Source organism: Acetobacter orleanensis (assembly GCF_001581005.1).
Lineage (GTDB): Bacteria > Pseudomonadota > Alphaproteobacteria > Acetobacterales > Acetobacteraceae > Acetobacter > Acetobacter orleanensis.
In genome coordinates, this window is record NZ_LHZV01000067.1 from 75,897 (window position 1) to 95,688 (window position 19,792).

Annotated in this window: 21 protein-coding genes; 6 read left to right on the top strand and 15 right to left on the bottom strand. The window is 58.0% G+C overall.

Going from position 1 to position 19,792, the window contains the following annotated elements:
- Window positions 1-158: 158 nt before the first annotated feature.
- On the top strand, window positions 159-1,463 hold the full coding sequence (locus AD949_RS12255; protein ID WP_048836010.1) for an EAL domain-containing protein: 1,305 nt from the start codon (window positions 159-161) through the stop codon (window positions 1,461-1,463).
- 165 nt (window positions 1,464-1,628) lie between these two features.
- On the opposite strand, the gene AD949_RS12260 is transcribed toward AD949_RS12255, so the two are convergent.
- The 5 genes from AD949_RS12260 to AD949_RS12280 all read right to left on the bottom strand — a co-directional run bounded on the left by AD949_RS12260 (window position 1,629) and on the right by AD949_RS12280 (window position 4,895).
- Complete coding sequence (locus tag AD949_RS12260; RefSeq protein ID WP_048836009.1) at window positions 1,629-2,240, bottom strand: thiamine phosphate synthase; 612 nt, start codon at window positions 2,238-2,240, stop codon at window positions 1,629-1,631.
- Entirely contained in the window at window positions 2,237-3,013 is a 777-nt protein-coding gene (locus tag AD949_RS12265; RefSeq protein ID WP_048836008.1) for a thiazole synthase, read from the bottom strand. Before AD949_RS12265 ends, AD949_RS12260 begins: the two co-directional genes overlap by 4 nt.
- 6 nt (window positions 3,014-3,019) lie before the next feature.
- Entirely contained in the window at window positions 3,020-3,217 is a 198-nt protein-coding gene (thiS, locus tag AD949_RS12270; protein ID WP_048836007.1) for a sulfur carrier protein ThiS, read from the bottom strand.
- 81 nt (window positions 3,218-3,298) lie between these two features.
- Window positions 3,299-4,285, bottom strand: coding sequence for an FAD-dependent oxidoreductase (locus AD949_RS12275; protein WP_048836006.1), 987 nt, complete (start codon window positions 4,283-4,285; stop codon window positions 3,299-3,301).
- Between the two features lie 133 nt (window positions 4,286-4,418).
- Entirely contained in the window at window positions 4,419-4,895 is a 477-nt protein-coding gene (locus tag AD949_RS12280) for a DUF3429 domain-containing protein (protein ID WP_048836005.1), read from the bottom strand.
- A 179-nt stretch (window positions 4,896-5,074) separates the two neighbouring features.
- On the opposite strand from AD949_RS12280, the gene eno reads away from it, so the two are divergent.
- Both eno and AD949_RS12290 read left to right on the top strand, forming a co-directional pair.
- Complete coding sequence (eno, locus tag AD949_RS12285) at window positions 5,075-6,355, top strand: phosphopyruvate hydratase (RefSeq protein ID WP_048836004.1); 1,281 nt, start codon at window positions 5,075-5,077, stop codon at window positions 6,353-6,355.
- 179 nt (window positions 6,356-6,534) lie between these two features.
- On the top strand, window positions 6,535-6,864 hold the full coding sequence (locus AD949_RS12290; protein ID WP_048836003.1) for an FtsB family cell division protein: 330 nt from the start codon (window positions 6,535-6,537) through the stop codon (window positions 6,862-6,864).
- Window positions 6,865-7,005: 141 nt separating this feature from the next.
- Here AD949_RS12290 and rpmG read toward each other — a convergent pair whose 3' ends face one another.
- Entirely contained in the window at window positions 7,006-7,173 is a 168-nt protein-coding gene (gene rpmG, locus AD949_RS12295) for a 50S ribosomal protein L33 (protein WP_003623017.1), read from the bottom strand.
- A gap of 151 nt (window positions 7,174-7,324) precedes the next feature.
- Between rpmG and AD949_RS12300 the strand changes: the two genes are divergently transcribed.
- A complete protein-coding gene (locus AD949_RS12300) occupies window positions 7,325-8,524 on the top strand; it encodes a molybdopterin molybdotransferase MoeA (protein ID WP_048836002.1) in 1,200 nt (399 codons plus the stop codon).
- Between the two features lie 146 nt (window positions 8,525-8,670).
- Window positions 8,671-9,336, top strand: a complete 666-nt coding sequence (lexA, locus tag AD949_RS12305; protein WP_048836001.1) for a transcriptional repressor LexA — start codon at window positions 8,671-8,673, stop codon at window positions 9,334-9,336.
- Between the two features lie 81 nt (window positions 9,337-9,417).
- Here the strand turns inward: lexA and bioD are convergent, their stop codons facing one another.
- From bioD to AD949_RS12320, 3 genes are read right to left on the bottom strand one after another with little or no spacing between them, the layout of a single operon-like run.
- Complete coding sequence (bioD, locus tag AD949_RS12310; protein WP_048836000.1) at window positions 9,418-10,842, bottom strand: dethiobiotin synthase; 1,425 nt, start codon at window positions 10,840-10,842, stop codon at window positions 9,418-9,420.
- Window positions 10,839-11,531, bottom strand: a complete 693-nt coding sequence (locus tag AD949_RS12315) for an alpha/beta fold hydrolase (protein ID WP_048835999.1) — start codon at window positions 11,529-11,531, stop codon at window positions 10,839-10,841. Before AD949_RS12315 ends, bioD begins: the two co-directional genes overlap by 4 nt.
- The gene (locus AD949_RS12320; RefSeq protein WP_048836167.1) at window positions 11,528-12,724 is read right to left on the bottom strand and encodes an aminotransferase class I/II-fold pyridoxal phosphate-dependent enzyme; all 1,197 of its coding nucleotides are present in this window, start codon (window positions 12,722-12,724) and stop codon (window positions 11,528-11,530) included. The genes AD949_RS12315 and AD949_RS12320 overlap by 4 nt, the downstream gene beginning before the upstream one ends.
- A gap of 202 nt (window positions 12,725-12,926) precedes the next feature.
- Between AD949_RS12320 and AD949_RS12325 the strand changes: the two genes are divergently transcribed.
- Window positions 12,927-14,132, top strand: coding sequence for an adenosylmethionine--8-amino-7-oxononanoate transaminase (locus tag AD949_RS12325; protein ID WP_048836166.1), 1,206 nt, complete (start codon window positions 12,927-12,929; stop codon window positions 14,130-14,132).
- A 223-nt stretch (window positions 14,133-14,355) separates the two neighbouring features.
- Here AD949_RS12325 and AD949_RS12330 read toward each other — a convergent pair whose 3' ends face one another.
- From AD949_RS12330 to AD949_RS12355, 6 genes are all read right to left on the bottom strand, one after another.
- Window positions 14,356-14,805 carry a molybdenum cofactor biosynthesis protein MoaE gene (locus AD949_RS12330; RefSeq protein ID WP_048835662.1) on the bottom strand — a complete coding sequence of 150 codons (450 nt, stop codon included), beginning with the start codon at window positions 14,803-14,805 and terminating at the stop codon, window positions 14,356-14,358.
- A gap of 4 nt (window positions 14,806-14,809) precedes the next feature.
- The gene (gene moaD, locus AD949_RS12335) at window positions 14,810-15,091 is read right to left on the bottom strand and encodes a molybdopterin converting factor subunit 1 (RefSeq protein ID WP_244463349.1); all 282 of its coding nucleotides are present in this window, start codon (window positions 15,089-15,091) and stop codon (window positions 14,810-14,812) included.
- 42 nt (window positions 15,092-15,133) lie between these two features.
- Window positions 15,134-15,670 carry a hypothetical protein gene (locus AD949_RS12340; RefSeq protein WP_048835664.1) on the bottom strand — a complete coding sequence of 179 codons (537 nt, stop codon included), beginning with the start codon at window positions 15,668-15,670 and terminating at the stop codon, window positions 15,134-15,136.
- A gap of 167 nt (window positions 15,671-15,837) precedes the next feature.
- Window positions 15,838-16,410, bottom strand: a complete 573-nt coding sequence (gene pgsA, locus AD949_RS12345; protein ID WP_048835665.1) for a CDP-diacylglycerol--glycerol-3-phosphate 3-phosphatidyltransferase — start codon at window positions 16,408-16,410, stop codon at window positions 15,838-15,840.
- Window positions 16,411-16,509: 99 nt separating this feature from the next.
- Window positions 16,510-18,426, bottom strand: coding sequence for an excinuclease ABC subunit UvrC (gene uvrC / locus AD949_RS12350; RefSeq protein WP_082064685.1), 1,917 nt, complete (start codon window positions 18,424-18,426; stop codon window positions 16,510-16,512).
- Window positions 18,427-18,688: 262 nt separating this feature from the next.
- The gene (locus AD949_RS12355) at window positions 18,689-19,774 is read right to left on the bottom strand and encodes a dipeptidase (RefSeq protein ID WP_048835666.1); all 1,086 of its coding nucleotides are present in this window, start codon (window positions 19,772-19,774) and stop codon (window positions 18,689-18,691) included.
- Between the last annotated feature and the right edge of the window lie 18 nt (window positions 19,775-19,792).

Here is a 19,792-nt window from a genome sequence, read left to right on the forward strand (position 1 = left end):
ATCTCATTGTAATATAACGATTTTATTCAATATCTAAAATAAAATACTGTTGTCTTATTTTTTACATTTTTATTTTAAATTAAACTTTTCTCCATTAAAGACAGAAGGCTAAGCATTTCGTCTGGCATTTTTCAGAAACTGCAAGGATAGCTTTCCGTATGCCTTTTTCAGACCCAGCCACCCAGCATGGTCAAAAGCACGAGGCACAACTCCCGCCTGTACACCATTTCGGATGGCAGGCTCTGGAGCACGCTTTAACGCAGATCCTGCTGGCGGCTGAGGGCTCCACGGCACCTCATCCGGTTGTTCTTTTACGTGTCGATCTTCTCCGTAGTACCATCCCTGATGCAGGCACAGACTGGCCAATGGTCAGCACTCTGGCCGATCATGCTTTGAACCTGTTGTTGGCAGCCTTGCCCGCAGGCACCGGCAGTTTTAGCCCCTTTGCCACGCAACTCGCACTCGTTGTCACGCCCCAAACAGATGATGCAACGGTAGAGTCTGTGTTGGAGAACATCGTTGCTACGGCAGAAACCTGCCTCACCGGAGGGCTGGATATTGACGGCATTCCTTTCAGCTTTGATGCGCTGATTGGGGCCGCTGCCTTTCCAGCAGACGGAAACTCTGCCCGCAGCCTGATTACAGCAGCCAATGCGGCGCTGTTTGCGGCACAGTTCAAAGGAATTTCGTCTCGCACCGCAACGGCTGGGAAGACCCGTCAATATACCGCCCATATTCAGACTGACCACGCACTCCGGCGCGCCATTTTGCATGAGGACCTTCAGCTTGAATTTCTACCGATTATGGAAAGCACAAGCGAACTCATTATTGGCTTTGAGGCCAGACCGTTATGGGTACCACCTGAAAATATAGAGAACACTCTGCCGATACCGGTCAGCATGTCCCATGCCGCGCGGCTCGGGCTGATTGAACCTCTGAACATCTGGACACTGAAAAATGCGTGCTTTCAGGCGCTCACTTGGTCTCAGCCTCTTGGGGTAAGTGTGAGCATTTCCCCCATATGGCTGGGGCAAGAGCGACTTTCGGAAACGCTGCGCGGTCTTCTGGCAGAAAGCGGATTACCCGCGCAACGGCTGCAACTTGAACTCTCAGAGCGCCATTATTTTTCGGCCCCCGAAATCGCCCGTAAGGAGCTTGCCCGTGTGCGCGCAATGGGCGTACGGCTGGCAATGGACAAATTTGGGACTGGCTATTCCTCACTGGAACGGCTCAAGCATTATCCGTTTGATCAGGTCAAGCTGGACAGCACCTTTACCCACAACATTCTGGAAGACTGGCGTGCACAGGCGTTGCTGCGCTCCATCCTCCATCTTGTCAGTTCGTTAGATATGCGGTGCTGCGCCACTGGCGTGGAAACACAGGAACAATTCGCGTTTCTTGCTGTCAACGGATGCCACGAAATACAGGGAAAAGTGGCCGGTCCGTCTATCGAGACCTGCTAACCCTTATCTGCCGTCATGCACGCGGGCAGCGAATTTGCCGGGGACCATGCCAAGGTTAACTTACCCAATACGTTTGAAGGCTACGCGGAGGACAAAGCCTTCCGCGTAGCCTTCAACACTAACCGGCCTTTCGGTGGATAGTGTCTTAGTGGTCAGAATGTGTGGTTAGGGCGTACGCTCAGCTTCGGCCAACCACACTTTGACCTGCCCTTCCGGGTCCGCGTGCTGGGTGAAATCGGAGACAGCAGCCACGCTGTCCGCCCCGGCATCCAGACAGGGGCGTAGCCGCTCAAGCGTAATACCGCCAATGGCCACAAGAGGCAGATCACCAATCAGGCGCTTCCACTCTGTCAGGCGTTCCGTGCCCTGCGGGCCGAAAGGCATTTTTTTCAAGCGGGTTGGCCAGATGGGGCCAAGGGCCACATAATCCGGGTTGCAGGTCAGTGCTCTGGTCAGTTCTTCATGGCTATGGGTACTGACCCCAAGCCGGATACCCGCTTTGCGGATTGCCCCAAGGTCTGCCGTGTCCAGATCTTCCTGCCCGAGATGCAGGTAATCAATCCCTTCCGCAATCGCGATCTGCCAGTAGTCATTCAGCACCAGACACACGCCATGCGTCTTGGCAAACGCATGGGCTGCTCGGATTTCGGCCAGAAGAGCGTCCTCCGGCAGGTCTTTAACGCGAAGCTGGATAAAGCGCGCGCCTGCGCTCCCCAGCCGGTCCACCCAGAGAGCCGTATCAACAACAGGATAAATTTTCTGCGGGAGGGATGTCATGCCAGCATGGCCTTTCCGACAACGGGGGTGGACGGAACAGCCATATCACGCTCTTCCATAGGGTCAGCCTTACGGGCCAGTGCGCCGGCCTGCACGGCACAACGAAAGGCTTCAGCCATCACAGCGGGGTCTCCAGCCTTGGCGACGGCGGTGTTAATCAGCACGGCGTCATACCCCAGTTCGAGCGCCTGCGCTGCGTGGGACGGCACACCGATACCGGCATCCACCACCAGCGGTACCTCCGGAAAATGCGCGCGCATGGCCCGCAGACCAAAAACATTGTTTAGCCCCTTGCCGGAGCCAATGGGGGCCCCCCACGGCATCAGCACCTCACACCCCACGGCAAGCAGCCGCTCGGCCACCACAAGATCTTCCGTGGTGTAGGGGAAGACTTTAAAACCATCTTCCGTCAGCACACGGGCCGCTTCCACCAGCCCGAACACATCGGGCTGGAGCGTATCAAGCTCGCCAATTACTTCCAGCTTGATCCAGTCCGTGCCGAACACTTCCCGCGCCATATGAGCCGTTGTGACGGCTTCCTTCACGGTGTGGCACCCGGCGGTATTGGGTAGAACAGGCACGTCCAGCTTCTGAATAAGGTCCCAGAACGCCTGCCCCGCCCGCTCGCCGGCGGATTCACGCCGCAAAGACACCGTCACCACGCCGGGCTGGGCTGCTTTTACGGCGTCGCGCAGAATATCGGGGGAAGGATACTGGGCTGTCCCCAACATGAGGGGGGAGGACAGCACCGTGCCGTAAAAAGATTTCGTCATCAGTGCTCAGCCCCCTTGCATGGGTGCTACAATTTCAATCCGCGCACCGTCCCGCAACAGCGTGTTGCCGCGAGAGGGCACGGGAACAAAACTGCCATCCATGGCAGTGGCGATGCGCGCCCCGCTATAACCGAGTTCATCAATCAGGGCCGCCAGCGTTTTGGCTGAGACCTCATGGACCTCATCATTAACCACGATCTGCATGTGGGCGTTCCCCTCTTAACCTGTCCTGTCGTGCCGGACTAAAGCACGATCCTGCTTGGAGGCAACCGTGTTCGGGCGGCCTTACTGTGGTGCTCCCTTTGGTGCTCCAAAAACCATCTCCGCCGCTTCCCGCGCCCGTGCGGGGGAGAGCAGAAAACCATGGCGATACATACCGTTAATATAAATATGCCGCCCATCCCGCACTACAGCAGGCATATTGTCCGGATAGGACGGACGCAGGCCGGTCCCCATTTCCAGAATTTCCGCTTCCGCAAACCCCGGATGCAAGGTCCAGACCGCATTCAGCAGGTCTGTCATGGAGCGCACTGTCATACCGCCTGCGTTTTCGCTCTCGATCATGGTGGCACCCACCATAAAGACATGGTCAGCCCGCGGCACGATGTAAATGGGAATACGCGGGTGCAGCATCCGCACGGGGCGATGCAACGCAACATCGGGGCACCGGAGCAGGAGCATCTCACCCCTCACGCCACGAAGCGTGGGAAGTGTTTTCCGCACATTAAGCCCGGTGCAGTCCACCACCCAGTCAAACGCGGCCTCGTCTGGTTCCTGCGCACTCTCCAGCACAACCGTGCCACCCATGGCGTCGAGCTTCTGCCGCAGCGCCATGAGGGCCTTGCGGGGGTCTACGTGCCCTTCATCGGCAAAAAACAGGGCTTTATGGAAACGGCCCGCCAGATCCGGCTCAAGAGATGCGATATCTTCTGTGCCGATTGTCTGAAAATGCGATGTGCGCCGACCGAAGCGGGCAATCTCCCCCACATCACGCGGAGGAGCCAGAACCAGACTGCCAGCCCGCACAACATCCGGCACATGCTCAGCCCACCACGTAACAGAATCAACGGACTGCGCAGTGACTTCCGGCGGCGCGGATTCTGCCTCACACCAAGGGGCCAGCATACCGCCTGCCATCCATGACGCACCTGCGCCGACCCGCCCCCCACAGTCATACAGCGTGACCTGCCCGCCACGCTCCGCCAGCGTGACAGATGCCGTCATACCGGCAACACCGGCCCCTTTGACCAGAATGCGCGGAGTGCTGTGCATGGTCTTCAAATCCTTCCACGTCCATCCGGTCACTCCATCCGGATTTTCATGTTATAACAATACGGCTGCGAGAAACACAAAGGGCCGCGCGAGAGGCCTTTACACCCCTCCTCTGCTGATGACGCTCTGTCTTCTAGAAAAGACGCGCCACCAGTACCACAAGCAGGCAACATTCCGTAACGGCTGACACAATCAGCCGGAGCCCCATATAGCCGCTGGGTAAAGCCCCTGTGCGCCAGCCCTGCCGTTCCAACAGGTAAAGCAGCGGCACCGCCAGAGCGAGAATCGCAACACCGGCAACGGGCATCCACGCAAACGCTGTATAGGCCGCAACCCAGCCCGCAAAGGCAGGCACTACGCCAAGCGCGAGGCGGAGCCTGTTGGTATGGTCCGCGCCCGTGGTCACAATCACCGGCGCAGGTTCCAGCGCGAGCCCCCAGTGTACGGCCCCGTAGAACCCCAGAGACATCGCGCCATAAAAAACAAAGGCCATCATCAGGTTAGGCACAGGCACGCCAGAGGCAAAAAACACGATACCGCAGGTGCAGAGAAGAAAAGGGAGCAGTCCCGCTAGCGCCAGCACAACGGCCACAAATGGAAGTCTCTTCATGAGCCTCTGACGTGCCTCCTTTGCACAGTTTCAGGTCGTCAACTGGTTGACAGAAAAGCCCAACAGGCTGCCACTAGCAACTACAGGGAAACGCACGCTGATGTGTTTCGTTGAAGCAAGAAGAAAAACACATCTCGGCCAGCCCCAATCGCCTGAGCCTGAAACGGGAATGAGAAATTATGAGTGCCATTGTCGATATCATCGCGCGTGAAATTCTGGACAGCCGCGGCAACCCGACGGTTGAAGTGGATGTTGAGCTGGCCTCAGGCGCAAAAGGGCGGGCTGCCGTGCCGTCCGGCGCATCCACCGGCGCGCATGAAGCCGTTGAACTGCGCGACAAAGACCCCAAACGCTTTGGCGGTAAAGGGGTTCTGCAGGCCATCGAAAATATTGAAAACGAAATCCTGCCGACTCTACAGGGTGCAGAATCCTCCGACCAGATTGATATCGACAATGCGATGATCGAGCTGGACGGCACCCCAAACAAGAGCCGCATGGGTGCGAATGCGATTCTGGGCGTCTCTCTGGCCGTTGCCAAAGCGACCGCTGCCGAGCTGGAAGTACCGCTCTATCGCTACATTGGGGGCGTTTTTGCGCACACCCTACCCGTTCCGATGATGAATATCGTCAATGGCGGCGAACATGCCGACAATCCGATCGATATTCAGGAATTCATGATCCAGCCGGTCGGCGCACCGACAGAATCCGACGCCATCCGCTGGGGTGCTGAAATTTTCGCACACCTGAAGAAAGCGCTTCAGGCAGCGGGCCACAATACCAACGTTGGGGATGAAGGTGGCTTTGCCCCGGCCCTGAAATCAGCCGATGAGGCTCTGGGCTTTATTACCCGCGCCGTGGAAGCCGCAGGCTATCGCCCCGGTGAGGATGTGACCTTCGCTCTGGACTGCGCTTCCACCGAGTTTTTTCGTGATGGCAAATACATCATGAAAGGCGAAGGCAAGACGTTTGATTCGGGCGAAATGGTAAGCTGGCTGGCCGACCTGACCAACCGTTACCCCATCGCCTCCATTGAAGACGGTCTGGCGGAAGATGACTGGGAAGGCTGGGCATTGCTGACCCAGACGCTCGGTAAAAAAGTGCAGCTTGTCGGGGATGATCTGTTTGTGACCAATCCCGAGCGCCTGCGTCGCGGCATCAAGGCTGGTGTTGGCAACTCCATTCTGGTGAAGGTCAATCAGATCGGCACCCTGACGGAAACGCTGGAAGCCATCGAAGTCGCTCACAAGGCAGGCTACACGGCTGTCATGAGCCATCGCTCTGGTGAGACGGAAGACTCCACCATTGCGGATCTCGCCGTTGCTACCAACTGCGGGCAGATCAAAACCGGCTCTCTCTCCCGGTCTGACCGCACCGCGAAATACAACCAGCTCATCCGTATTGAGCAGGAACTGGCCACAGCGGCACAATATGCTGGCCGTTCCATCCTGAGATCCTTCTAAACCTCAGGGGGCGGGCCTGCCCTCGCAGGTCTTTAGCCTTACAAAAAGCCGTGCTCCCCGGAGCGCGGCTTTTTTTTGTGCCTGTTCCAGCAGAGATGTCTTCCTGTCCAGATATTCATGGTTTAGACATAAAGATATGTGTACAGTCACAGTTTACGGCACAGAGGGACCCTAGAACCGTGCAGATAGGCCGCTTTATCAGACGTGCAGTGCGCGCCATTGTTCCACCCACCGTTTTTTTGGGTATTGCGGTTTATTTTGGCTGGAACGCCACGCAGGGTGACCACGGCATGAAGGCTTATCAGAGCCAGCTTCTGCTGCTTGATCAGGCCAAACAGGCCCAGCAGGATGCCTCGGCTGAGCAGATTGCTTGGCGGCGGCGCGTCAATGGCCTGCGGGAGCAGTCTCTGGATAATGACACGCTGGATGAACGCGCCCGCGCCATGCTCAATCTGGCCGACAAGAACGATATTGTGGTGCCGTATGATCGGCATGATCCGCTTTACTAAGCGCCCTGCCCTTTATGAGCCGTCCGAAAGCCCCGCAGACCCTCTGGCGGGGTTTTTCTTTATCAGCCCTGCACAACAGACATAAAAAAAGCGGCCCCGATGGAGCCGCCTTTTTAAATCTCTTCCCCTGAAAGGGAGAGATTATTTGATTTTCGCTTCACGGAAGACGACGTGCTTGCGGGCAACGGGATCGTACTTCTTCAGTTCCATCTTACCGGTGTGCGCGCGAGCGTTCTTCTTGGTGACATAGAAATAACCGGTGTCCGCCGTGGAAACGAGACGGATTTTGATAACATTGGTCTTGGCCATAGCGTCCTCAGCAGAGCATCGTTAAACCCGGCACCACGCCAGAAACGTGGTCGGGTGGTGTTCAAGTGCCGGCAAAATGCGCATACAAGAGCCAAACGTCAAGCATTCTTGCATCATTCAGGCGTGGGAATAGCCGAAAGGAGTAAAAAACATGCTGGATGTGGCTGTTGCGCGCGCCCGAATCCTTGAGAAATTCTCTGCCTGTGGTCTGGAAACCGTTTCTCTGGCCGCCGGATGTGGCCGTGTGCTGGCGGCTCCCCTCATTGCCCGGCTCTCCAATCCGCCCGTCTCGGTTTCCTCCATGGATGGCTACGCTCTCAAGGCGGAGGACGCGCAGGAAGGCGCTACACTGCGCATTCTTGGAGAAGCGCCCGCAGGCCACCCGTCCAGCCTGACGGTGGAAAAAGGCACCTGTCTGCGCCTGTTTACCGGCAGCCAGATCCCGACAGGGGCTGACATGGTCATGATTCAGGAAAACGTGCAGCGGGATGGAGAGTACGCAACCCTGCTCAGCAGTGGACGCGCAGGTCAGTTTATCCGCAAGGAAGGGCAGGATTTCCGCAAGGGTGACATTCTGGCTCCCGCAGGCAAGACAATCGGTCCACGGGATATCGGGCTGGCGGCTGCTGGCGGGCACATCTGGCTCCCTGTCTCGCGCCGCCCTCGTATTGGTGTTCTGGCAACCGGCGATGAAATTGTTCTGCCCGGAGACCCGGCCTCCGCGGACTCCATCGTCAATTCCGGCGCGTTCATGATTACCGCGCTGCTAAACTCTCTGGGCGCAGAGGCCATTCTGCTGCCCGTCGCGCGGGATAACGCGGCGTCTCTCTCTGCATCCATTGGGCAAGCGCACACCTTGGACCTGTTGGTAACCATAGGCGGTGCCAGTGTCGGCACTTATGATGTGGTGCGCAGCACGCTGGAAGCGCACGGGCTGGACCTGAATTTCTGGAAAATCGCCATGCGCCCCGGTAAGCCGCTTATGTTCGGCCAGCTTGGCCGCACACCCGTTATCGGCCTGCCGGGCAACCCTGTGGCGGCCCTTGTATGCAGTCTGGTGTTTATCGCCCCAGCCCTGAAAAAGCTGCTTGGTCAGCCTGTGCCGGAGGAAATGGAAACGGAAGCCGCGCTGCTGGGCGCAGAGATCGGACAGAATGACCAGCGGCAGGACTTTGTGCGGTGCCGCTTGACGCCACAGGGGGACGGCCAGCTTCCGCTTGCAACGCCGTTCAGTTCACAGGATTCGGCTCAGCTTAATATTTTCGCGCAAAGTCAGGCGCTTCTCATACGAGCACCGTTCGCCGCCGCCGAAAAAGCAGGCGCACCTTGCCGTATTCTTCGCCTGCCCTGAGCACACCAGAGCAATAGGGTTTAGCCCGCACCTTCGGTAAAATCCGATGGTGGCTACGCAGAATAACCCCTTGACCAAAAAAGAGAACTTATATAGAACAAACTATCTTATAAACAAAAACATCCATCTGCTTCTGGGGTGCCGCAATGCTGACGCGCAAACAGCACAAACTGCTGCTTTTTATTGATTCCCACCTCAGGCAGACAGGTTTCTCTCCTTCTTTTGATGAAATGAAAGAAGCGATGGGTCTCCGCTCCAAATCCGGCATTCATCGCCTGATTTCAGGGCTGGAAGAGCGCGGTTTTCTGCGCCGCCACCATCACCGGGCACGGGCGCTGGAAGTCATTCACCTTCCGGAAGGTATGCCTACGGCGGAAACACTTCCGACTAATGTGGTGCGTGGTGATTTTACTCGCCCGCAGCCTGCTGCGCTGAAAATCCCGCTTTATGGCCGCATTGCCGCAGGCCTGCCGATTGAAGCGATGGCTGAAACCGACACTTTTCTGGATATCCCGAAAGACATGATTGGCTCTGGCGACTATTATGCGTTGGAAGTCGCCGGTGATTCCATGATTGAAGCCGGAATTATGGACGGAGACCACGTTATCATTCGCCGCACGGAAAATGCAGAAAACGGGCAGATTGTGGTGGCCCTGATTGATGGTAGTGAAGTCACGCTCAAACGCCTGCGCCGCAAGGGGAACACCATTGCGCTGGAACCCGCCAACCCGCGTTATGAGACACGGATTGTGCCCGCAGAGCGGTTGCATATTCAGGGTCGGCTGGCAGGGCTGATCCGCCAGTACCACTAATCCAAAATCCCAAAATACGCGGTCTCTATTACGAGGCGCTAAGGAGCATGATCCAGAAAAATCACGCTCCAGTAAATGCAGCTAATCGCGCTTCGGTGCTGCGCAAATAGCACCCCATGAGGGAATAAGTCGGCTTAGTGCAGCAACGGTGTCCGCCGTCACAGCATCCTGCTGCGGCAGTTCCGCCAGAATACGGACCTGCCCTTTTTCCTCGATGGTTTTGCGATTCTCAGGATTAAGCGGGCCACTCAATACCACTCCGGCCACAGCCAGACCGCGTGCGCGTAAGGCGTTCAGGCTCAGCAATGTGTGGTTCAGTGTTCCTAATCCGCTGCGGGCAACAAGAACCACGGGTAGCCCCCAGCCTTCGGCCAGATCAATCATCATCAATGTCTCAGTTGCAGGCACCATCAGGCCGCCTGCACCTTCCACCACCATCGGGCGTGCGGGGTCCTCCAACGGCAAAGACAAACGTGCCGGATCAATCTCCGCCCCTTCCGCCTTTGCGGCGGCCAGTGGAGAAAGAGAGGCCTGATAGGCCCCGGCAGGTGACAGGCAATCTTCCGGCAGACACCCGCTCAGCTTCATAACAGTTGCGGTATCGCCTTCTTCATCAGCCAACCCGCTTTGCAGCGGCTTCCAGTACGCCGCCTTCCACGCATGGACAAGGCAGGCGGATGTCAGCGTCTTGCCTACGCCGGTATCTGTGCCGGTTACAAAAACCCCGGCCCGCGCGGGTTTTTGAAAACAGCCATAGGCGAGATGCCATGTCACCATCGCTCCGGCCTGATCAAAACGTGTCAGAACACGGCGCAAATCTGCCGGAGAGAGCATTTTTGCGCCCTCGCGCGGCACAGAAGCGCCTGTTTCCTTCAGGTGCTTTACAAAGGCCAGTCCGCTCTCAAAAGGCTGAACGCACCGTTCCGTTGTCCATTGGCCCGCGCACAGGCCCGGACGCCAGTTTTCCACAATTCGGATGCTTGGATAATCTGGGGTTGCGGCCTCAAACCCCTCTGCTGTGCAAGCAGCCCGCCATTCTTCAAAAGTGCCTTCAAGCACTGTGGAAAGTGCTACCACACCTCCCGCAGAAAGCTTTTCCGCAAGGGTTTGCAGTACAGCCTCAGGCTCGGGCAGCCACTGGAAAACCAGATTTCCGCAAATCAGATCAAACGTGCCCGGTAGAACGGGTTGCGCGGCGTCCATCACACAAAACTGCACGCCCACGCCGACACGCGCCCGCGCACGCTCCAGCATACGGGGGGCGATATCCGTCGCAATCAGTTCGGCCTCAGGCCACGCCGCACGGAGCATCTCTGTCAGAAAGCCAGTGCCGCACCCTATTTCCAGAATACGCCGAGGAATACGCCCTGCCAGCCGCGCCGTGACTATTTCAAACAGACGATGCGCCGCCACACGTTGCAGCACCGCTGCGGCATCATACCCCTCAGCCGCATCAAAGCTCTGCTGGATACGAGTCTGTCGGGTCTCGGCGGTGCGATCACTCATGAATTTTCCACCATATGTGACACCATGCTTCGGACAACGCCTGCGCAGATGTGTGGGTGTGTGAGCGGCAGCATATGGCCGCCTTCTGCCTGCCAGTCTATCGGCACGCCTGACGGAAAGGAGGCTTGCGTCATATTCGGGCTGACAATCGGGTCTTGCTCTCCCGCAAGGACTTTCACGGTTGAGCCCTTCTCCCGAAGATGCGCCAGCACTGGCCGCGCATCCAGAGTCATCAAATCTGTCAGCCCCTCCTGCAAGGCTGGCTCACATACTACGTCTGCCGTAACGGGGCCGAGGCCACACTGGGTCCGGAATTGAGTAACCACCTGTGCGGCATCCCGCGTCAGGCCCGACCGCATCCGCGCCAGCACGCGCGGGGGCACCCCCTGCGGAAAATTCTCTGAACCTGCAAAACACCCGAAGGCATTGAGGCCCAGAAAGGCACTCCCTTCTGGCCAGTCCCCCTGAGAGAGAAGCCAGAGAAAACCCAAAGAATGCCCGACAACCAGTACAGGCTGCTCCGCCTTACGCAAAACCTCAACCTGCTTGTGTGCCTCCTGCTGCGAAGCCCCGAAATATCCGAGGTCCAGCACGCAGGGGGATGGCAGATCAAGCGCTGCTAATACCGGCCCCCAGACGTCCGGCCCGCATGCCCAGCCATGCGCAAACACAACCGGCAGAGTCGTCATAATAACGCCCCGGCCGCACTCTCAGTCACCGCCGTCCGTAGAATAGTGGCAAGCTGGTCAACCTGCGCCTCTGTATGGTTCCCGTGCAGCACAACCCTCAGGCGGCATCCTCCCGGTGGCACCGTGGGTGGCCGGATAGCAATCGCCAGAAAACCCGCCGCCTCCACCTTGCGCGACAATGTGAGGGCTGTGTGCTCACTCCCCACGACAACTGGCACGATCTGGGTTGAGGACGCACCTGTTTCCAACCCGGCACAGCGCATATGCTGCCGGAATCGCTCAGCAAGACTGGCGACATGCTGCCGCGTGGCCTCCATCTGCGGGAGCAGGTCCAGCGCGGCTTCCACCGCGCCCAGAACCAGTGGAGATGGCGCTGTGGAATAAATATAGCCGGAGCCTTTATTAACCAGCCAACGGCACAACGCGGCGGATGACGCGACAAAGGCGCCCATTCCCCCCAGAGCCTTGCTGAACGTGCCAATAATCAGGTCTGCCTGACCGTCTGCCAGCCCTTTACCGTCGGCCCCCAGAATACCCGTGGCATGTGCTTCATCCACACACAGCAACGCATTATACTGCCGCGCCAGTGCCCCCAGAGCGACCATATCCGCCCGGTCTCCATCCATACTGAAGACGCTTTCTGTCAGGATGATTTTCAGGCCGGGGCTGTCAATACTCTGCAACAGGTGTTCAAGATGCGCCATGTCATTATGGCGGAACCGTACCGGCCGCACACCTGCCGCCGCACAGCCATGATAAAGGCTGGCGTGAATGAATTTATCGACAAGCAGCGTGGGGGGAGCCCCCGTGGCCGATAGAGAGATTTGGGCCAGAGCAGGCACAAGAGTCGCGTTCGCCTGCCAGCCGGAGGAGAAGATGCAGGCAGCCTCCATACCCTTCAGAGCCGCCAGCCGCGCTTCCAGCGCCACCGTGCCGGGTGCTGTGCCTGTCACAAGCCGGGACGCCCCGGACCCTGCTCCATACCGTTCTGCCCATGCCAACGCGCGCTCACGCAACAGCGGATGCGCCCGCAGGCCAAGATAATCGTTGGAGGAAAAATCAACCAGAACGGTGCCGTCTTCCCGCTCCAGTAGCCCATCGGCTCTGGGTTGAAGACTGCGCGGCGTCCGGAGACGCCCCTGTTCGGCCAGTTCCTCCAGCCCATGCTGGAAAAGATGATCAAACCGCGTCATGAAGCGAGTGGTGCCGGAGCAGGAACCGCCGGTCAATCACCCAAGCAGGAGTTCTTGCGCAATGTCCGCCCCCCCGAATCCCATTACGCCCCCCCTCCCGGTCCTGCCACAGCATCCAGAGCCGCATGTTTCTCCGCGCACTTCCGCCAATCCAGACTGGTACACGCAGGGTGTGCCGCATATCTGGCTACCCTACAGCCAGATGAAAACAGCCCCTGCGCCTCTGGCCGCCCAAAGCACACAGAACGCCCGCATCACGCTGACAGATGGCCGGGAACTGGTGGATGGCGTGGCCGCATGGTGGACAGCCTGCCACGGTTATAATCACCCGCACATCCGCGCCGCTGTGGCGGCGCAACTCGCCACCATGCCGCATGTCATGTTTGGCGGCATGGTGCATGAGCCAGCATTACGCTTGGCTAGCCGCCTGTGCGCCATGCTGCCGGGCGATCTGGACCGCGTCTTCTTTACAGATTCCGGGTCCGTCGCCGTGGAAGTCGCCATGAAAATGGCCATTCAGTATCGACTGAACACAGGCGAGCCAAAACGCACGAAAATGCTGGCGTTCAAGGGCGGCTACCATGGCGACACCCTCGCCACCATGGCTGTGTGTGACCCTGAAGAAGGGATGCACCATCTCTATGGAGACGTTCTGGCCAACCACATTATAGCCCCACTGCCGCAGGACGAGGCCAGCGAAGCCGCGTTTTTCCAGCTTCTGGATGACCATGCGCATGAGCTGACAGCCATACTCACCGAGCCTCTGGTGCAAGGCGCAGGGGGTATGCTGTTCCACACGCCCGCAGTTTTGCGCACCCTGCGCGAAGCGGCTGATCGCTATGGGCTTCTACTCATTCTGGATGAAATTTTTACCGGCTTTGGCCGCACCGGCACGATGTTTGCGTGTGAGCAGGCCGGAATCGTTCCAGACATCATCACGCTTTCCAAAGCCCTGACAGGCGGCACCATGGCGCTTGCCGCGACCATTGCCCGCCCGCATGTGTATGACGCCTTCCTGTCCGACAATCCGGAACACGCACTGATGCACGGCCCCACTTTTATGGCCAACGCATTGGCCTGTGCCTCTGCCAATGCTTCACTGGACCTGTTTGAAACAGAACCTCGGCTTGAGCAGGTTGCCGCGATCGAGGCCCATCTGAAAAAAAATCTCGAACGCTGCCGCACCCTGCCGGGTGTTAAAGACGTGCGTGTGCTCGGGGCGATCGGCGTGGTGGAACTGGAGAAAATCGACAATCCAGACGCCTTGAGGCAACGCTTTATTGCGGAAAATGTATGGATCCGCCCGTTCCGCTCAATCGTCTACCTCACCCCCGCCTTCACCATTCCAGAGGACGATCTGACCGCTCTGACGGATGCCATTTATCGGGTTCTCTCGACAGACAAGTGAGGGCGCCACAGGCGCAGCCACGGCAACCGTGCTGCGCCTTCCCTCATTCCGCCCCCGCCTTCACCGAGCACCGAGCACCGAGCACCGAGCACCGAGCACCGAGCACCGAGCACCGAGCACCGAGCACCGAGCACCGAGCACCGAGCACGTTCGTGTAAAAAGTGCCTCATGCACTTAGAAATTTATTATTATTTATTTAATATCAGGAGATTATACGTATTTTCTAACCCCACAAGGCAGACGCTTTATCATCTGCCTCCCGCGCCTCAACCCATACACGACGGCCATCCTGATAGCGTTCGCATTTCCAGAATGGAGCACCTGTCTTGAGGCGGTCTATCAGAAAATTAGTGGCCGCCAGAGCTTCCGCCCGATGCGCAGAGGATGCGCCAACAAAGACGATTGGCGCGCCAACAACCAGTGTTCCGACACGGTGAATGAGCGTACAGCCAATGAGACTGAAACGCCTGACCGCCTCACGAGCCAGTCCTGTCAGCACCTTTTCCGTCATACCGGGATAATGTTCTAGTGTGAGACTTTCCAGACCGTCCGGTCCGCCACGCACCTGCCCCATGAACACGCTGATCCCGCCAACCCTGTCCGAACCAGCGGACAGACGATCCATTTCAGCACCCATCTCAAACGGGCCGGACTGAACCAGAACACGCAGCATCCGCTTAACCGCCGGTCATTGGCGGGAAAAAGGCCAGTTCATCACCCGGCCTGACAGTATCCTGAAACGTCGCGAGGGTCTGGTTAATGGCAACCCGCAAGCGAGGGGACGCCGCGAAGACCTCATCCATAACCCCATCCTTGCGCCGCAATTCGCCAACCAGCGTTTCCACTGTAACCGAGGGTGCAGGCATGGAAACAGTCTCGCTTTCCCGCCCCATCTGCTCACGCAATGCGGCGAAATAGAAAATTGTGACGTCCTGCGCCATGCCTGCTTCCTTACTCATTCCCGTAAAATGCGGCCTGCGCCCGGCCGCACACGGCTGCCCTTAGTGCTGGGGAGCAACCGGGGCTGCTGCCTTCTTGGCCTGCGTAGTGGTTACGGAGCCATCCGGATGGATAAGCGTAACCGTGCCGTCTCCATTCGGAATTTCAATCGTGGAGGCTGAGCCACGTTGCACTCCATATTGAGACGCGGCATCGGGCTCTGCATCCGGAAGCTTACCGGTAATGGAATGTGACTTATCAGAGAGACCTTCCGGCTCCCCAACGCTCATTTCACCGCCATCAGGCAACTGGGTGCTACCAGAGTTGGGAACGCCCCCCAGAATGGTCCCGGCACGGTCTTTCTCAACATCTTCAAGAGTCGGCAAGGGGGCGGGCGGACCGGGCCAGATATCTCCCCCAGCCGGCAAAAGCGGTGTTTCCGCTGTGGAATAACCGTTTACCCGACGCATATTGAGGTCTTCCCCGGATGGGGCATTCGGGTTTGCACCCGGCAGGGTTGCCGTGTCGCCCACAAACTTCCCGAAACCGGAACATCCGCTCAAAACCAGACAAAACCCTACAAGAGCGGCTTTCCGCATCACCTGACTCCGCTAACCATGACATCATGCAGGCAATTCAGAGACGCCTGCCCTCGGCTAAAAACATGCCGCTTAAAGCTTAAATAACGGTTTGCGGAGCGGACACAAGCCGATGAAAGCCAATTGAGACGAATGAGACACACCTTGGCGACGTTTAAAACGCGAGTTCACGAGAGATTAACATGCCGCAACCCGGTTGTAAGGTAATCCCACCCGGTAATGAGCGTCAGCCCTGCTGCAATCCACAGCAGCACAGCCCCAATCAGCGCGACCGGCAACCACGGCATGCCCAGCAACATACCCGTGCCATCCCCTGCCAGCAAAAAGCCAATGGCCGTCATCTGGAAGCCGGTTTTCCATTTAGCCAGCCGTGTAACCGGCAGGCTTGCCCGGCGTTCCGCCAGATATTCCCGCATGCCGGACACCAGAATTTCCCGGCATAGAATAACAATGGCAGGCCACAGGCTGAAATACGGCATGTGGCCAAGGCCCGCCAGCACCATCAGGCAGGCCCCAACCAACAGTTTATCCGCAATGGAATCAAACATCCGGCCAAAGTCAGACATCTGATGGCGGGAACGGGCCAGCTTGCCGTCAAAATAATCCGTCACCCCGGCAAGGATGAACAGAAGGCATGCCAGCGCATCCGTCTGCGGCGAACCCCATGCAGCAAAAAGCACCACAATCGGGATCGCGACGATACGCGAGATAGTCAGAACATTCGGCAGATCTGTCAGCATCGGAAGGATGCTAACCTATTTCCCGCAGAGCTGAAATGGTTTCTGCCTGCTGCTTTTCACCACTCACCCAGAAGTTGAGTGCAGGGCTGAAAACCGGGGTTATCCCGGTGTCCAGTCTGGATGAAAATGCCCATAAACAGCCCGCGCTGTCTCCCGATTAATACCGGGTGCCGATTCGAGCTCCGCCAGACCCGCCTGCTTGACGCCACGCGCGGAGCCAAATGTACTAAGCAGCAGTTTTTTACGCGCAGGCCCCACGCCGGGAATTTCATCCAGTTCCGACGTCACCAGTGTTTTGGACCGTCCCGCTCTGTGGGTGGTGATTGCAAAGCGATGCGCCTCATCGCGCAGCCGTTGCAGGTAATACAGAACAGGGTCACGCGGTTCGAGCTGGAAGGGTGGCGCATCGCCAGTATGGAACCACTCCCGGCCTGCATCGCGGTCTGGCCCTTTGGCAATGCCCACCAGTTTAACCCCTGTCACACCGAGGTCATCCAGCACGCCGCGCACGGCAGAATACTGGCCAGCGCCGCCGTCAATCAGCAGAACATCCGGCCAGTTGGACAGATCGCCTTCCGCGACTTCTTTCAGAGCCCGCCCAAAACGTCGCTCCAGCACCTCCCGCATCATGCCGAAGTCATCCCCCGGTGTAACAGGGCCTTTAATCAGGAATTTGCGATAAGCCCTACGGTCAAACCCTTCCGGCCCACCCACAATCATCACGCCATAGGCATGAGACCCCATGATGTGGCTGTTATCATACACCTCAATACGCTCAGGCGGCGCATCCAGCCCGAGCACCTGCGCAACACCCTCCAGAAGTCTGGCCTGCCCCGCACTTTCCGCCAGCTTGCGGTGCAGCGCATCCCGCGCATTGGCCACGGCATGATCCAGCACCTGCTTTTTTTCGCCGCGCATCGGGTGGAGGATTTCTACCTTCCGCTCCCGCCGCAACGTCAGCGCTTCTGACAGCAGAGCCTCTTCCGGCAGGTCATGATTGACCAGCACCTGCGCTGGGCACGGCTTGTCGTCATAAAACTGCGCGATAAAGGAGGCGAGAATATCACCGGGTTCCTGATCCTGCGTATGCGCCGGGAAAAAGGATCGGTTGCCGTTATTGCGGCCACCCCGGATGAAAAAAACCTGAATGCAGGCCTGCCCACCTTCCTGCCAGATGCCGAACACATCCGCATTTTGCAGAGATGCCGGATTGATCACGCTGGAATCCTGCATTTGCGCGAGCGCACGGATACGGTCCCGCATGGTGGCCGCGCGCTCAAAATCCAGCGCCTCGGCCGCGCGGTGCATCTCGGCACTCATATCTTCCCGCAGGGCGTGGTCTTTACCGGAGAGAAACTCACGCGCCTGCTCGACCAGCTTGGCGTAATCCGCCTGATCAATCCGGTCCACGCACGGGCCGGAGCAACGCTTGATCTGAAACAGCAAGCACGGGCGAGAGCGGCTGTTGAACACGGAATCAGCGCAGGAGCGCAGCAGAAACACCCGCTGAAGCAGGTTGAGTGTCTGGTTAACCGCCCATGCCGAGGCAAATGGCCCCCACAGGCTGGCACCCTTCACCGGCTTGCCACGGTGCTTGGCAATCTGCGGAAAGGGGTGTCCATCCGTCAGCATCAGCCACGGATAGCTCTTGTCATCACGCAGCAGGATATTGAAGCGCGGCTTCATGCGCTTGATGTAGTTGGCCTCAAGCAGCAGAGCCTCGGCCTCGGTATGGGTCGTGACAATCTCCATGGAGGCTGTCTCGGATACCATCCGGCGCAGGCGTTCGGGCAGGCGATTCACATGCGTGTAGGAGACCACCCGCTTCTTCAGCGCGAGGGCCTTGCCGACGTACAGAACATCCCCCTTCTCACCGAGCATCCGATACACGCCGGGGGAAAGCGGCATGGTTTTGAGTGCTTGCCGGATAACCTCAACGCCCTTTAACGGGGCGGCAGGCGCTTGTTCTCCACTTTGTGCTTCCGGGGTGTTTGGAGAATTTTCAGCTCTCATCAGGCGCTCTTTCGAGAAAGTAATTTCATCCACTGATCTTGTGGATAAGTCTGTGGAACAGCCGGGCTTGACACCCCGAAACCCGCAGATTTCCCATGGTCCTGACGTATTGCATATTTTTTAGCCAAACAAAGCAACCCATTGATTCAAAACGTTTTTATCCAGAACACTGCGTAACAGCATTGTCACATAGGACGACTTTCTTGAAAATAAAGTCTGTCAAGAGTGGAAGTGGACAAATGCCGTAAAAATATGGCTGAGGTTTTCAGCCAATAGTCCCGGTTTGTTCTGCTACAGCTTCGGCTCTGGCCAGCAGACGCATGAAGTTTTCACCCCAAAACGCCGCTATCTCGCTCCGGTCATAACCACGGCGCAGCAGCTCCGCCGTCAGGTTCACGCCCTGCGTAGCGTTCTGCCAGTCCGACAGCGCGCCGCCGCCATCAAAATCTGAGGAAATCCCGACATGCTCCACACCAATCCGGCGCACCACATAGTCAATATGGTCCACAAAATCCGCCACACTGGCAGAACGGGGTGCGTCTCCCTCACGCGGCTTGAGGAAAGCTGGCATGGCGGTAATCTGGACGACCCCACCGCTTTCCTTCAGAGCATCAAGCTGCTCGTCGTCCAGATTCCGCGGATGGTCACACAAGGTCCGTACACAGGAATGGCTGGCGACCACCGGCACGGCAGACGCCGCAACCGCCTGCATCATGGTCTTTTTAGAGGCATGGGACACATCAACCAGCAGACCCAGACGGTTCATTTCCCGCACGGCCTCACGCCCCAGCGCTGAAAGCCCGCCGTAATTTTCCGGCTTATCCCCCAGACTGGGGCGGTGCACAGCCGCATCCGCCAGAGCGTTATGGCCATTATGGGTCAGCGTGACATATCGCGCGCCTTTGGCGCGGAACTGCGCCAGAAGAGCAGGATTGTCCCCCATGGCATAGCCATTTTCCACAGCGGGAATAACGGCCAGCGCACCGGCATCATAAGCCGCTCTTATTTCCGCAACTGTGGAGCAAACGCGGGCAGTCACCCCATTATGGGTTCCCTGCATTCCGTTAATGACATCCAGCATGGCCAGACACTGAGCCTGCGCCTGAGCATGGCCTTCCGCATCCACCTTGGCCTGCGCGATATACGCCACAAAGCATCCGGCAGACATGCCGCCTTTCTGCATTTTGGGCAGATCAACCCGGCGGCTCTCGGTGTCCTCAAAGGCATCCTTCTGGTCGGGCCATGGAATATCAACATGGCTATCCAGCGTGAACAGAGCGCGATGGAGCGCCTCAGCTTCGGAGGAAGGAGCAGGAGTCTGGCCCGTCTGAGCCTGTGAGGAAGACGTCATGAGAGAAAAATGGTCCTG

What these genes read in the sequence shown, in the direction of transcription:
- AD949_RS12255 (WP_048836010.1), top strand. Translation starts at nt 159, where the DNA reads ATGCCTTTTTCAGACCCAGCCACCCAGCATGGTCAAAAGCACGAGGCA.
- AD949_RS12260 (WP_048836009.1), bottom strand. Translation starts at nt 2,240, where the DNA reads ATGACATCCCTCCCGCAGAAAATTTATCCTGTTGTTGATACGGCTCTC.
- AD949_RS12265 (WP_048836008.1), bottom strand. Translation starts at nt 3,013, where the DNA reads ATGACGAAATCTTTTTACGGCACGGTGCTGTCCTCCCCCCTCATGTTG.
- thiS (WP_048836007.1), bottom strand. Translation starts at nt 3,217, where the DNA reads ATGCAGATCGTGGTTAATGATGAGGTCCATGAGGTCTCAGCCAAAACG.
- AD949_RS12275 (WP_048836006.1), bottom strand. Translation starts at nt 4,285, where the DNA reads ATGCACAGCACTCCGCGCATTCTGGTCAAAGGGGCCGGTGTTGCCGGT.
- AD949_RS12280 (WP_048836005.1), bottom strand. Translation starts at nt 4,895, where the DNA reads ATGAAGAGACTTCCATTTGTGGCCGTTGTGCTGGCGCTAGCGGGACTG.
- eno (WP_048836004.1), top strand. Translation starts at nt 5,075, where the DNA reads ATGAGTGCCATTGTCGATATCATCGCGCGTGAAATTCTGGACAGCCGC.
- rpmG (WP_003623017.1), bottom strand. Translation starts at nt 7,173, where the DNA reads ATGGCCAAGACCAATGTTATCAAAATCCGTCTCGTTTCCACGGCGGAC.
- AD949_RS12300 (WP_048836002.1), top strand. Translation starts at nt 7,325, where the DNA reads ATGCTGGATGTGGCTGTTGCGCGCGCCCGAATCCTTGAGAAATTCTCT.
- lexA (WP_048836001.1), top strand. Translation starts at nt 8,671, where the DNA reads ATGCTGACGCGCAAACAGCACAAACTGCTGCTTTTTATTGATTCCCAC.
- bioD (WP_048836000.1), bottom strand. Translation starts at nt 10,842, where the DNA reads ATGAGTGATCGCACCGCCGAGACCCGACAGACTCGTATCCAGCAGAGC.
- AD949_RS12315 (WP_048835999.1), bottom strand. Translation starts at nt 11,531, where the DNA reads ATGACGACTCTGCCGGTTGTGTTTGCGCATGGCTGGGCATGCGGGCCG.
- AD949_RS12320 (WP_048836167.1), bottom strand. Translation starts at nt 12,724, where the DNA reads ATGACGCGGTTTGATCATCTTTTCCAGCATGGGCTGGAGGAACTGGCC.
- AD949_RS12325 (WP_048836166.1), top strand. Translation starts at nt 12,927, where the DNA reads ATGAAAACAGCCCCTGCGCCTCTGGCCGCCCAAAGCACACAGAACGCC.
- AD949_RS12330 (WP_048835662.1), bottom strand. Translation starts at nt 14,805, where the DNA reads ATGCTGCGTGTTCTGGTTCAGTCCGGCCCGTTTGAGATGGGTGCTGAA.
- moaD (WP_244463349.1), bottom strand. Translation starts at nt 15,091, where the DNA reads ATGAGTAAGGAAGCAGGCATGGCGCAGGACGTCACAATTTTCTATTTC.
- AD949_RS12340 (WP_048835664.1), bottom strand. Translation starts at nt 15,670, where the DNA reads ATGCGGAAAGCCGCTCTTGTAGGGTTTTGTCTGGTTTTGAGCGGATGT.
- pgsA (WP_048835665.1), bottom strand. Translation starts at nt 16,410, where the DNA reads ATGCTGACAGATCTGCCGAATGTTCTGACTATCTCGCGTATCGTCGCG.
- AD949_RS12355 (WP_048835666.1), bottom strand. Translation starts at nt 19,774, where the DNA reads ATGACGTCTTCCTCACAGGCTCAGACGGGCCAGACTCCTGCTCCTTCC.